Origin of the sequence: Vibrio ostreicida, assembly GCF_013074385.2 — a bacterium.
GTDB lineage: Bacteria > Pseudomonadota > Gammaproteobacteria > Enterobacterales > Vibrionaceae > Vibrio > Vibrio ostreicida.
In genome coordinates this window covers 482,159-495,396 of sequence record NZ_JABEYA020000002.1, presented here as the reverse complement: position 1 = coordinate 495,396, position 13,238 = coordinate 482,159, and the positions used below count along the sequence as shown (strand labels likewise).

Annotated in this window: 9 protein-coding genes; all 9 read left to right on the top strand. The window is 42.0% G+C overall.

Annotated elements, in window-relative coordinates; genetic code table 11:
- Nucleotides 1-94: 94 nt before the first annotated feature.
- The 9 genes from HLM86_RS06005 to HLM86_RS05970 all read left to right on the top strand — a co-directional run bounded on the left by HLM86_RS06005 (nucleotide 95) and on the right by HLM86_RS05970 (nucleotide 13,212).
- Nucleotides 95-1,180, top strand: coding sequence for a site-specific integrase (locus tag HLM86_RS06005; protein ID WP_217702103.1), 1,086 nt, complete (start codon nucleotides 95-97; stop codon nucleotides 1,178-1,180).
- Nucleotides 1,177-2,823, top strand: coding sequence for a hypothetical protein (locus HLM86_RS06000; RefSeq protein WP_170882404.1), 1,647 nt, complete (start codon nucleotides 1,177-1,179; stop codon nucleotides 2,821-2,823). Before HLM86_RS06005 ends, HLM86_RS06000 begins: the two co-directional genes overlap by 4 nt.
- Nucleotides 2,820-5,141 carry a hypothetical protein gene (locus HLM86_RS05995; RefSeq protein WP_217702102.1) on the top strand — a complete coding sequence of 774 codons (2,322 nt, stop codon included), beginning with the start codon at nucleotides 2,820-2,822 and terminating at the stop codon, nucleotides 5,139-5,141. Before HLM86_RS06000 ends, HLM86_RS05995 begins: the two co-directional genes overlap by 4 nt.
- 10 nt (nucleotides 5,142-5,151) lie before the next feature.
- The gene (locus HLM86_RS05990; RefSeq protein ID WP_170882403.1) at nucleotides 5,152-5,574 is read left to right on the top strand and encodes a hypothetical protein; all 423 of its coding nucleotides are present in this window, start codon (nucleotides 5,152-5,154) and stop codon (nucleotides 5,572-5,574) included.
- A 42-nt stretch (nucleotides 5,575-5,616) separates the two neighbouring features.
- Nucleotides 5,617-6,012, top strand: a complete 396-nt coding sequence (locus HLM86_RS05985; protein ID WP_170882402.1) for a VPA1267 family protein — start codon at nucleotides 5,617-5,619, stop codon at nucleotides 6,010-6,012.
- Between the two features lie 7 nt (nucleotides 6,013-6,019).
- Nucleotides 6,020-7,153, top strand: a complete 1,134-nt coding sequence (locus HLM86_RS20165; RefSeq protein ID WP_254868762.1) for a helix-hairpin-helix domain-containing protein — start codon at nucleotides 6,020-6,022, stop codon at nucleotides 7,151-7,153.
- A gap of 34 nt (nucleotides 7,154-7,187) precedes the next feature.
- Nucleotides 7,188-8,075: an ATP-dependent DNA helicase gene (locus HLM86_RS20160; protein WP_254868761.1), complete on the top strand. Its 888-nt coding sequence runs from the start codon at nucleotides 7,188-7,190 to the stop codon at nucleotides 8,073-8,075.
- Nucleotides 8,076-8,263: 188 nt separating this feature from the next.
- The gene (locus HLM86_RS05975) at nucleotides 8,264-8,515 is read left to right on the top strand and encodes a hypothetical protein (RefSeq protein ID WP_170882401.1); all 252 of its coding nucleotides are present in this window, start codon (nucleotides 8,264-8,266) and stop codon (nucleotides 8,513-8,515) included.
- A gap of 923 nt (nucleotides 8,516-9,438) precedes the next feature.
- On the top strand, nucleotides 9,439-13,212 hold the full coding sequence (locus HLM86_RS05970; RefSeq protein ID WP_170882400.1) for an anti-phage protein Upx-like protein: 3,774 nt from the start codon (nucleotides 9,439-9,441) through the stop codon (nucleotides 13,210-13,212).
- Nucleotides 13,213-13,238: the final 26 nt, after the last annotated feature.

Genomic DNA, 13,238 nt, shown 5'->3' with positions numbered 1-13,238 from the left:
GGTGAATTCAAAAAAGGGGAAATCAAAACAGTCACCATCATTCTACACTCGAAAGAAATACGCTTATGAGTTGAAGTTTTTGTACTGCTTCTTCATGCAAAAGAACATTGACCTTGTCGAGCGTGTAGCAAGTGGCTCTTTTCTATCTATCGAGGAAATAGACGGTTATATTCGTGCTTGTAAATTCTATGTGGACACTGAGGATGAGAGCGAAAGCGGCGCTGTAGTTAGCCTTACCGATAAAAGAATCAGGGATGCAATCCATGCGACATCCAACAGTCAACCAGAAGTATCAGCGCATACTTTTCATCAACGCCTCAACCGTCTTAAAGCCTACATTGAATTTTTATATGTGTGCCATCACTACGATAGAGCTGAGACTGAGCAGCAAATCTCCACAGATGACCAATTTAATAAATTCAAACTCTACATCAGTACAGCAATTTCTAGCTCCCGAAAAGACAATACCATCACAAAAGATCCCCTTGAATCGGTCATTCCATCCGATAAATTTTTTAATTTATTAGAGGTTATTCAAGAGCGCTCTTCAAACAACCCCTTCAAGTCGAGCAAGCTTCGAAATCAAATTATCACCCAGATATTGATTGATACAGGTGTTCGTATTGGGGCTGTCTTGAAATTGAAAGTGAGTGATTTAGTGGACGATTGGGACAATCCTAGATTCCTGCTCACCCGAACCCCCGATGACCCAACGGACACAAGGCGTCTTCCCGCTGCAAACAAAACAAAAGCATTATCTGTTCCAATCTCTTACGATTTAATGAAGCTGATTAAGCTCTACATCGAAACAGTGCGCAAAAGTACACCAAACTCTCATAAGCATGATTTCCTTTTCATCTCAGAAAAAGGAAAAACCATTGGGAAACCAATATCTTACAATGCAATTCACAAAATCATTAAGACGATTGGAGATTGCGTTGGGATAGCACTACATCCACATCTACTTCGTCATAAATGGAATGAAATCTTTGAAAACAAAGCCAAAGCCAAAGGGTACTCACCTGATAAAATCGAAGACCTTCGCAAATATGCGATGGGTTGGGTAGAAAATTCAAAAATGGCATCAGTCTACAACGAGTTCCAATTAGCCATGACGGTAGCTGAAATTTCATCCAAGAACCAGAGCCAATCCGTACCCAACCTGAGAGATAGCAAATGAACAGCGTTGAACTTAAAAGCTTAAAAAATAACTATAACGGGAAACGAACCTTTCAATCAAAAGAAACGGGTTACGAGTTCGATCTCTTTTCTGATGAATGGGTGCTTAGCTACAAGAAAACCCTTTACCTTGACTGGATGAATGCGTTAGATAGCGAAGCCTTTCTCGACCTACGACTGGCTATCGCGCACGTTGCTAAACATTATGCTTATTCAAGCATAAATGGGCATGTCAGCACCTTAAAAACCATTTGCGATTACTTAGAGCCAACGACTTTTGAGGCGTGGTGGTTAACACTCACGGACTATAAAAAGGGTGTGAAAAATGCCCTATACGCATTTAACAAACGAAGTCATGAGTACAATAGCAGTCTTCTTACTCCGCTCTATGACATCGTTAAGAGTGAGAGTTTAAGCAGACAAGGTAACCCAAAAAATATCCTTGATGAAACAACGGGGGCTTACAGTGAAATCGAGCGTGATAACCTTCTTGAAGCACTAAGAATTGAAACCCTCCATGCACTCAGCAGTGAGATTGCAACAATACAGCCTTTCACTCGCCTTAGAAACGTTCTGGCTTGTCAGTTGATGGTGGCCATTGTAAGAAGACCGTCGCAACTGGTTAAAATTAAATGGTGTGACCTTTTGCGGGTGGGTCAAACATTTAAGTCGCACAAAGAAAGCAACCGTCATTGGCAGCCTTTAACACAGCATCATTTTTCTTACGTAGAGCAATTGCACCTAAGAACCTTCAAAGGTAAAGATGGAGCGTTTAGAGTCGATGCCGAGTCACGCTCACATCGCTTGGATCCAAATCTGTCTGAATTATTGCTTCAGTATTACCAAGTGTACGAAACCTTCCTTTGCGCCTCATTGAGCAAGAATGGCGTTGTCCTCTCTAAGAGTGAAACAAAAGAGCTGATGCAACGACTTCCCTTGTTTCCAGACCAAAGTTTATTCTCGGTAGGAGTTGATACCAAAGAGAGTCTCTTTCAATCCGTGAGCAATACATCAGAGGCTTTCCACCTCAATTCAAGTACTCTTAGTCATAATATTGTTTACCTCTTCAAGAAAAAATTAGACATCAAGAGTGATCGAATAGCGCATAAGCCCCTTGTATTTAAAAACAATCGCTGGCGTCATACCCAGTTAACCCTCGCCGCTTGGATTGGGTTAAGCCCTGCGCAAGTTGCTGCCATTACAGGTGTCACGGTGGCGGCAATACTAGACTACCTTGATTTAAAAGCGCCTGAACGAGTCAAAATTGACGAAGCCTTTGCGGGTAACAGTGTTATCCAACGTTTTGATAGCGTATCTTCGAAAGAATTACAGCAACACCCTGACTTTATGGTGAAAAGCCCGTTTGATGAAGAGATGGGACACAAACTTAACCCGACCAACTGCTCAAGCTGTCAATCAAAGGGAGCTGCCCCAATGGGGTGCTATCCCTGTGATAACTTTCAACCTTTGGAAACCGCAAACCATCAGCAATATTTAGATAAGGCAGAGCGTAAACTGGCGATTAATAGTCAATCAGGCCACCCCGCTACGGTTAAACGACTGCAAACCATTATTCTCTATATCAGAGTGACAATAATGCTGTGCGAAGAACGAAAAACCATGAAAGTGGGAGCGCAAAAATGACCCAGATTAACCGCTATATTGATAATCAACGCGCTTACGTCGCCAAAAAGAAAGCACAGCCTCTGATTGGATTTACCAACGCTCAAGGTGAGCCTGCGTCATGGGGGGATATTGCTGTCACGTTTACCGACAGTGACAACAGAACCCTGAATATTCTCTTTTGTAATCTAAATAGAAAGAGGCCCAAAGTGGGAACGCGCTTCACGGATGAGGATCGATTACCAACTGAGATGCATGACTTATTATTTGCCTATGCACTTGATATATTGAAAAAAAACGTATCTACACACAATAAAGCACAAAAAATCACAGCCGCAAGACTCTTCCTTTGCCACCTAAATGAGAATATCGCGACCGCCACCCTTGAAAGGATTCAAGCTGCCATCAACCTGATGACATACAGCACTAACTTAACATCTTTTATCAACTGGCTGCATCAACATAAAATGCTCGCGAAAAGCTGTCAGCCCTACATCAAGACTACCAACGATGAATCAATTCGCTCTAAAAGTGGCGATGATGCATTGCAAGCGGAACAAAACAAGCTCCCCTCAGAAAGAGCACTACTGGCGCTCGGGGCTATCTTCTATGATGTTATTCCAGCCTATCAAGATGGTGACAAGGGAGATGTTGAGGCTTGGCAACCCCTTTTATTACCAACGCAAGGGCAGCGAGACAGCTTTAGTTGTACAATGGCAGTACTTGGCATGGCTTCACCCAATCGAATCGGCGCAGAGCAAGTGCTTTTAACAGTGCAACGCATAAAGCCTCATACACAAATTGTCGATGGCAAGAAAAAAACGGTGCATTACCTCAACTGGCGAGGCTCGAAGGGGTACAAGGATAATGCAAACCACATTAATGCAGAAATGGTCGATAGTTTAGACAGAGCCTTGCATTACACCATTCTCGCTACAGAACCTGCAAGAGCGCTAGCTCGGTTCTATCAAAAACCGAACCGCCCTCTAAAAGAAGTGCTCGGTGAATTTAAGCCCAGTGATGAGAATATTGCCCTGCTTAAGCCTTCCATGAGCAAATCAACCAACCTATTACATCTTGGTTTGCTGCTTGGCTTTTTTGACGGTAGTGATAAATGTGTTCGCGTCACGCCTGATACGACTGGAGCAATAGATAGGACATATAGACCGCAGTATCCAAAGTTCATCAAGCCCATTGCACAGCTTGAAGCCTTCGACACACTGGTGTTTAAAAGTAATTGCCCTTACTCTCAAGCACTTACAGGATGTCCGCTCAGTAATCAGCATCAATACGATAAGTACATAGCAGGCAAGGAAGAACTCACCGTGGCAGAGTTTCAGAATCACACCATCGAGATGAATCAATCTCACCTAAAAGGTTACAATAAGTATCAAACTAAGCATGTCGATTTTGAGAACGCACTATTTGCATACACACAAAAGCAGTTTTGCGGCAAAGTGACACACCCCTTCCTTTTAGTTCCTATCAGTTCGCTAAGTGGTCTCTTTCGTGACGACCTAATAAAAGGCAATAAGAATCGGCTTACGCTCTTTGAGCGACACGGGTTCTCATCTAGCTTTTTGCTCAAGCCGCACCAACTGCGCCATTGGCAAAATGATTTTCTGGCGAAAAAAGGACTGCCTCACCACCTTATTTCTATGTTGTCAGGCAGAAAGAGCGCCGAGCAGACACTGACTTATATCCATACCACTGACGCTCAAAACGCTTCTGTCATTGGCGATATCTCTTACTCTAATGAACCAGAAAGCGAGGTCGAAAATAAACTAAATCTTCGTATCTTGACCATGGAAAAATTTAATGAGGCTATCGACAATGAAACGCCGACTTTTGTTCATGAGACAGGATTTTGCGATCAAAACCTTGCCCTCTCACCCTGTACTTATATGTCGGAATTTGAAACGCAATGTGCGTTATGTTCATCTTCTTGCCATGTAACCCATGATAGGGAGGCAATCGACTTACTCCAGAAGGATTTGAAAGTGCAAACGCACAACTTAGAAAGGGTTCAGGCGTCTATCAACTTTGAAACAAGTGAAGGGATGCAGAAATGGTACAGAACCCATTATCGCAATACTTGCATGCTAAAAAAACTCATTGAGGTGCTGTCCGATGAGGCAATAGAAGAAGGTCGTATGGTGCGATTGCTAGCTCGTTCAAACAGCATAAGAATCACCAATTTAGAGACCCAAACGGTGGAAGAACAAAAGCTAGCGCTGCCTGATACCGAGCAAGCCCTGCAAGCTGCTATTGAGGCAAAAAAAGACAATAAAAGAGATGAAGCCACAGATAACTTCTTAGGTTTCTTGGGTTCACTCTAGGGTAATAAATATGGCAATTAAATCACTAGAAACTGAACAGCAAATCTCCATTCAAGCCCTCATCCTAAGCTGGGAAGGCAAGCTAACTTGGGATTTGTTAGTCACAAAAATAGAATCCAGCTTAGGTATTGCCACTACGAGACAAACGCTCGACAAGTACGCCAATATCAAGCACGAGTACAAGCAGAGAAAGCAAGTCTTAAGGGGCAAGCCTGTTTCGCATGAAAACAAGGAATTGCTTGCTTACTTGCAAAAAGACGTGGATTTAGCAGAAAAGGTGATACAACTGGAAGCGCAACTTGCGGTCGCACAGTCAGAGATTGGTAAGCTTCAGGCTTTCATTCAAAAGTTATCCAGCATTGGCAAAACTAACCCAAGCGTCATGGATGTGTTTCAAAAGACCTTACAAGACGTTGAGCGCAGCAATAAGTAGAAATAGAGCTAAACCTCGCATTACGATATAGCGAGAGATAACATGGCAAGTGGTCAGCAGAAAGAACAGCAAAACTTGGAAGCATTTGAAGTGTGGAAAGCCACACAGACGGACGATGAGTTTAAACAAATCGTGTTCAGAGGTCAGCTTAATCGAATCGAAATGGCAAAGGGTATCGGTTGTGGCAAATCGGCGTTAATCCAAAACCCTTCCCTCAAGAAAGCACTCAAAGCCTTAGAGGATGAGCTGCGTGGTAAAGTTGTCCTGCCACCGTTGACCGACGCTGCCAAGAAGAACGAGGGCAAACCGAAAGCCTACGACAACACAGCGAATCGTAAGCTGCTCGATTCAAAGCGGGTATCGTCATTAGAAGCTGCGAACATTGAATTGAAAGCCAAGGTCAAGGAGCTTGAAAAGCGACTTGAGCGCTTTGCATGAAGACCAAATGCGTGTAACCAGTATTCCTTATCGCTCGACCAATATGGTGATATTCAGTGGTGTACCACTGGCGAAAGACTCTTACAAAACTAATAGTGGGAAGTATTACGTCACGATCAAAGCCGACCCCGATAGCATCCCTGTGCTTCCAACGCTGGGTCAGCACTGGTCAGTCAAAGGCGCTCGCCAGATAGAAAATATGGAGATGGGTGATTATGTCATGCAGCAGCACATGTATGAATCACCCAAGCATATTGAATGCACGCTGCCCGAAACTGGCGAACAACTCATTCGTTTTATCGCAAGAGAAGCTGACTTTAAAGGCGTTGGAGAAAGTAAAGCTAGAGCGCTCTGGCAGCTCTTGGGTAAAGACTTCCATGCCACACTGCAAAATGACACCCCTGAGTCTAGAAAGCGTCTAACATCGATTCTGAGTGACGATTCATTGGAAGCGCTCTTTAAGGGGTACGCCAAATATAAAAATCTGGCGTATTGCAACTGGATGAGTGAGCACAACATCCCCGCCAGTGTGCAGCAACGGCTGCTCAAGCATCACGGTGAAGCCTCCATCGAGGTAATTAAGGATAATCCTTATGCTTTGATAGGCTTTGGTCTTTCGTTCAGTGCCATTGAAGATATTACCAAGGTAACGGATTTTAAGAGCGATGTTGCGAAGGATGACCCAAGAAGGCTCAGCGCGGCTCTGGAAATATCAATTCGCAAAGAGATTGAAAAAGGTCACACCTATACCACTCATGCCAATGTGCGCCCTTACCTCAACAAACTATTGAAAGACAAAATACTAGTCACTCAGGCGCTCCAATCAGGTCATGATAAAGCTCAGTATATTTTAAATTCCGACACAGGAGCCTACCACCCAACGGCGCAACTTCTGATGGAAAGTGTCGTTGCCAAACGGCTTAATACACTGACTAAGCGAAATGACTTATTTGATGAAAACGCCAATGCTGCCTATTGCTCTGCGGCTGCGGAACTGCCCTATGACTTAACCTCCAAGCAAATCGAGGCCGCAATAACATGCCTGGACAACTCTGTAATCTGCATTACTGGCGGTGTGCTGGGACTGGCAAGACAACGGTACTTAGAACGGCTCTCAGGGCTTACCGCCACTCGGTTTTGAGATACACGCGGTTGCGCTCAGTGGTCGCGCTGCAATGAGGCTACATGAGTCAATCGCCTTTATCACTTCAACTATTGCTAAGTTACTTCGTAAGGAACCGATTGAGCCAAGTATGGAGCAGCCGAATCATCTACTGGTGATTGATGAAGCGAGCATGATTGACTTGCCGACGATGTATCGCCTTGTGAATCACATTCATCCCTCTGTACGATTGATATTCACTGGCGATCCCGAACAACTCCCACCGATTGGCTGCGGCAAAGTGCTGGCAGATATCGTTGAAGCAAAAACGGTGGCTAATACGATGCTAGATATCGTCAAGAGACAGGAAGGTTCAACGGGTATCCCTGAGTACTCAATGCTCATCAATCAAGGTGTGATACCTAATCAATTAAGCACGGGGACAATACACTTTCACGAAACCAGCACAACAGACATTGCCAAAGTCTGTTGTGAGCTTTACCAAGAGTCCCCTGAAAGCAGTCGTGTCATGGCTCCAACCAAGGCGGTCGTATCAGAAATTAATAAACTAACCCAACAAGCGGTCAATCCAAACAGCGATAGCCTTAAATTCGAAATCAATGGCGACAAGTTCTTTCTACCACTTAGCTTGAATGATGCGATTTTATTCACGCAGAATCATTACGACAGAGGCATTCAGAACGGCTCTCTTGGCACTCTAACCAGCGTCAAGCCTTCTGGTGACAGTTACGGTGAAGTAACACTGGATACGGGTGAAAAGGTCGAGGTAACACAAACCGTTCTAGACTGCATGGAGTTGGGTTATGCAATCACCTTGCACAAAGCTCAAGGATCACAGTTCCCGCGCATCATTATCGCCCTGCAAAAAGGAAGGATTGTAGATAGAGCTTGGCTCTATACGGCAATTACGAGGGCTGAAAGTGAAATCCCTATCGTTTGACATGAAGCAGATCACCGAGGCACCTAGTCACTCTCATAAGCGGAATAGCTATCTGAAAGAACTGTTGAGCTAGCAATTTCAAACTCGTTTATGCCCTATTACGTGTTTCGAACAAGGTTCTACATTACGGCTAGTAGCCCATTTTGCTATAAACTATCTAATGTCATTTTTTAATCGAGAAACGACTTATGAGCAAGAAAAGGTTGTCAGAAAAAGAACTACTTGATGGTATCACACCCGATACTGCCCATGCTGATGAGCTTGTAACGGTATCATGGGATGAACTAGGGCTAGAATTCTCAGAAAGCGAATATAAAGCCGTTATGAAGAGAATTGAATCCCTGTTTGATGTGGCTGAACCAGGCACACCCGAAGGTGACGAACTTGAAAAGTTGGTGACTTGGGTTGAAGCGAATGAAGAAGAGCACTTCCCATTTTAAGTTAGCTAGCCCACAACTGAGCAACATTTAGCCCGAAACGTTTCAGAAAGCATAATTTCAGCAACAGAGCTAGCTGATGTGCAAAACATGTACATTACTTATTAATCAACTGTAGAGGTGTTTCCTCGGTCGTTGAACTATTGCAATAGTTGCTCGAGTAAAGAAACAACTCATACCTGCACTTTTTCGAGTTAGACGCTCATTTCGCAGTGTGCGAATCGCAACCTGCGAAATGAACTTATCTTTCCCCTAAAACTTACGTGTGGAGCTAGCTTAGCTAAAGCACAGACACGACCATAACCACAAAAAGTAGCTCTATTCTGCGCTACCTGCGGTCAATAGTGGCAGATATTGAGCCCCTTCAGTTCGGGATACTTTTCCTAAAAAAACGGTGATTTTTGCAACCGAAATTAATCATTATAAAACATACAGTTAACCTGCTTTTTGATATCGAATTTCACGGTGAAATTGACAGGTAGACCAGAAGGTTTGAAAGCTTTATTAAGCGGCTTTCCGACAGCAAACGTTATTCTCACTTTGCTATTTTACGTGATAACTCTAGGAAGGTTTTACCCCAAAATCGTTCAGCACTAATACTCTATATATTTTAAGGGCGTGCATTTCCCCTATCAAATCTAATCCGATTAATGAGGATTAGACCATGCGCACTTGAGGCATGAATTGGTTGAAAATCGCATTGATCTGTGTCGGTCAGAATCAAGTGGAAACTTTCGGCAATTTCTGAAGTTTGCATTCTAGACTCTAGGCGGTGCGGGTTTTCGATTGAGCGTGAGTATAATTATCGATATGATTAGTTGCATATAATCACGGAATAAATCCGCCTGAAAAGCTTTAGGTATTTAGTTGCTTCTAGAGCGGTAAAAATTCGTTTAAGTACAACTAAAAATACAAGAATTGTAGATATGAATATTAATGATATGGATTTTTCCGACTTAGGCCTGTTAAGTGCTAGCCAACAAATGATGAGCCCTACTTTTGGTCAATTTAGGGCAGATCATAATGTCAGTGAACTATTTGATGGCTTTGAATTCGAAGATGCTCTTATAAAACTAGCTGGACTACTATACGAAGAAGATCTTCATAGTAACTTGGTAACTACTGAAGCTATGATTCATCAGCTTTTTCTATCTCAGTGTGGTCATAAAGTACTGAATGCATTCGACATAAGTCGATTATTTGATGGCATTCATTCTACATATATTGGTTCATGGGAAGATCCAGCTGAAGATACAATGGTTGGGGTAGCCAACTCAATCAAAGGCTCGTATATGTTCCTCAATGGGCTATGGGAAAGCTCCTGTTTCTATACACAAATCTTTATCGACCTAGTAGATGAAATGCCAGAGACTAATCCGTTTTCAGGTATAAAGAAATCAGTAAGAGCAATCCTTTCCTTATCTAATGAGTCCATTAGTAGGACAAGTCTAAAGCGTTATCAAAAAGGTAATGACTCCCCTCAATCTGAATGGGATTTTCATTCTTATATATCTACTGAAAAACCTAATATAGTCCGTTTTTCCTTGGATGATTTAACTCAATTGGGAGTCGCGGAGAAGGACCTTAATCCATTTATTATTGAAAAACCTGATGTTATTGCGCTTACTAATGAAGATTTTGGAAGCTCCTCATTGGAACGTAAGCCTATTTACAGGGCACAAGATGGCTCGTATATCTTAGCTTTACCAACAGCGCTAAGTGTCGCAATTCGTCTCTTTGTGATCGAACAAGCCAATAAGCTTGGTTTATTGGATCAGCTACAGCATGCCATGCAAGTCAGATATGCTAGTTTCTTTGGTGAAGGCTCACGGTTACTGGGAAAAATAAGCAATGTACCATTTTCACCATTTAGAGACTCAAATGGAAGCATTGTCGGGGCAGATGCTCTTGTCGGTATTGATGAGCATAGATATGTACATTTTTTACTGTTTTTTGATGATTTTTGTGACTATCAAAGTGGGCTTGTTAACGGCGCATCGACGTCAAACGTTGACTTAGAAAATGCCATTAAGGAAAGAATTAAAAAAGCGTATAACTATTCTTCAAAAATAGATGGGTTTAAGAGGGGCCTTAGCGTTCTTATTGGTTGTGGTTGGGGGCGTTCAGTTCTGATATCACTTGAGCGTGAATCGGAGTCTAGTAACTGGCTTTTAGAGTCTGTTCCTGCGCCTGATTTGGATACTTTCAATCGAATCACTAGTATGAATCCATTTACTTTCTGGCGGTTGATTGAAGCAAAACACAGAGTACTTGAAGTTGGAATCCACACTCAAAATGTAAACGGATTACTCAATCTATATGGGTGGGCTAAAGATAACGATTTTAACATTATCCCTCATTCAGCATTCGATGAAGACCTTGGCAACTCATCATTATTTATGATGATCACGCAGAATGCTCTGTTAGATGTTCGTTGGGAAGTGCAAAATGAGGATGATATACATAAAGTTTTAAATCCAAATGGTGAATTAATTTCTGTCAGAAGATTGACTACAAGTAGTTACTTCAAAGAAGATCGTTTCAAACCAATTTATGCATCGGTAGATAATCTTGAAAATGGTGAGTTACTAGGCCTGATCGAAGGGAATTTGTGCTCATGGTGGTGCACTCCGGCACATTCTGAAGAGCAGAATAAGGACCTTTTATATAGATTGTGGCATGGAGTTTGTAATTGGATATATAGAGCTGATTTAACCTTGTCTAAATTAGGCCTCTCTTCATTATACGGTAAAGTTTGTTTTAAAATTGAATTTGAAGATGTTGATGTCCCGACTAAAGTATCTCAAGTACTTGCCCTTGAAACTCTAAGCACTTTAACAAAGTCCTCTACATCTGTAGATAACGACATTTTGCATATAAACTGCAAGTTCTTGAAAAACTATTTTCTAGCATTCCATCGAGTTGACAACGTTGCTGAGAGAACAATTATAAAGTCATTGCTTACTGTTTTTATAAAAGAGTCTGTTGAATGTAATGACCATGAGAAGCTTGTTGAAACTGTTCTAGATCATGTTTTTACGGATAATTATGGTAAAGAAGTGCATATGATCACTGCACAATCCTTTCTTGATTACGTCAAAACGGGCTTACCTGCACCTCTAGCATTAGACCGCTTTGATGATGCCACTAGTAAAATTGGGTTAGCATGGATATCGAAAAGTTATACCGAGCCATGCAATATCTACGGCAAAACTGAATGCACACAATATTTGCAAGATTTAACGTTGAATCTTTGGAAGGAAATTCAGTCTTACTTGGGGTCTTTCAACAAGAAAGCACTAATTCTTTTCTTGCTTGAAAACCATGCTGCAGTAGAAGCAGATACTGAGCATTGGCAACGTACTTTCAAAGCCATACTTGGACTTCATAAGGATAAAGATGATGTATATTCGGTAACATTGGAGCGGATTTCGTCAAATAACGCTGCACTTACGGGTTCTAGGATTCTAATTGAAATGGCCATCTGTGAATCCTTAGATAATGGAGGCAAAGCTCCAAATAATCTGGATATAACTACGCTCATAACTTTTGCAACTGCTATTTTTCAATATGGAAATCTATCAGATTCGATAATGTACGAGTTGGTTAAGCCCCAACTAAGGCTTTCCACGTATGGTGATGTGCAATTCGATCACACTGCGTATGATACGGTAGTAAACCCTTACAGTAAGTCCGTTCAGACAGTGATGATAAACCATGCTTCGGATAAATATGATGATTACTTCTCTGAACCAGAAGTTCATGAAAAGGTTACCGGCCTACTAGGTCAAGAATTCGAATCTGCTTGGGATGAAGAGTTTGGAGTATCTATCGATGAAGCCAGAAAAATCTTAGATGTTTTTGAAAACATCGGGGTCGAAAAAAACAAAGCTGTCTATGAAATCTCATGCTCAGAGCTGTTTTATCAATCGAATACTAATGGAGTAACTGATGCTGCGTTGAAAGCATTTATGGATAGATTTACCCTGCCACAAAGATCCAGTTGGATGGCATTATCTTCAGGTTATCGTGTAAGCGATATTTCTCCATGGAGATATCGACGCAGGTTGTCATTGACAGCGCGGCCATTAATCATACTTGGTGATAAGCTTGTTATAGCCCCTAGCTTAATACGAAGAGGGGTTTTGTATTGCTTATCCAATTCATTTGACGCAACTCTAGACGGCTCATTTTTCAACACTAAAGCAATGAAAAAATGGATTGGAGAGCAACGAAATAAGTCGGGGCACAGATTCAACCAAGAAGCTGCTGACAAATTCAGTAGCTTTGGTTGGAACGTTGAGGCTGATGTGAAGGTCAGCAAGATTCTTAAAAAAAGAACCAAGAAAGACTTTGGAGATGTTGATGTGCTCGCATGGAACCCTTCTGAAAAAATTGTCTACCTCGTTGAGTGTAAAGACTTAGAGTTTGCCAAAACTCAAGGTGAAATAGCTAAACAAACATATGAATTTCGAGGTGTGACAAAATCAGATGGCAAACCTGATCGCCTAAGGAAACACATAGATCGCTTCCAAGTTTTGGATGAAAACATCGATAAATTAAGGGATTACTTGAAGCTCGAATCGATAAACGAATTGAAAGTAATGTTGCTGTTTAAGCAAAGCGTTCCTGTTTCGTACGATAAATCTGGCAGTGATATACCAATTACAGTTAGCTTCTTTGACGAACTAAGTGTCTAATTCAATGATCAAAAAATTGAAAAACC

What these genes read in the sequence shown, in the direction of transcription:
- HLM86_RS05995 (WP_217702102.1), top strand. Translation starts at nt 2,820, where the DNA reads ATGACCCAGATTAACCGCTATATTGATAATCAACGCGCTTACGTCGCC.
- HLM86_RS20165 (WP_254868762.1), top strand. Translation starts at nt 6,020, where the DNA reads ATGCGTGTAACCAGTATTCCTTATCGCTCGACCAATATGGTGATATTC.
- HLM86_RS05990 (WP_170882403.1), top strand. Translation starts at nt 5,152, where the DNA reads ATGGCAATTAAATCACTAGAAACTGAACAGCAAATCTCCATTCAAGCC.
- HLM86_RS06000 (WP_170882404.1), top strand. Translation starts at nt 1,177, where the DNA reads ATGAACAGCGTTGAACTTAAAAGCTTAAAAAATAACTATAACGGGAAA.
- HLM86_RS20160 (WP_254868761.1), top strand. Translation starts at nt 7,188, where the DNA reads ATGAGGCTACATGAGTCAATCGCCTTTATCACTTCAACTATTGCTAAG.
- HLM86_RS06005 (WP_217702103.1), top strand. Translation starts at nt 95, where the DNA reads ATGCAAAAGAACATTGACCTTGTCGAGCGTGTAGCAAGTGGCTCTTTT.
- HLM86_RS05985 (WP_170882402.1), top strand. Translation starts at nt 5,617, where the DNA reads ATGGCAAGTGGTCAGCAGAAAGAACAGCAAAACTTGGAAGCATTTGAA.
- HLM86_RS05975 (WP_170882401.1), top strand. Translation starts at nt 8,264, where the DNA reads ATGAGCAAGAAAAGGTTGTCAGAAAAAGAACTACTTGATGGTATCACA.
- HLM86_RS05970 (WP_170882400.1), top strand. Translation starts at nt 9,439, where the DNA reads ATGAATATTAATGATATGGATTTTTCCGACTTAGGCCTGTTAAGTGCT.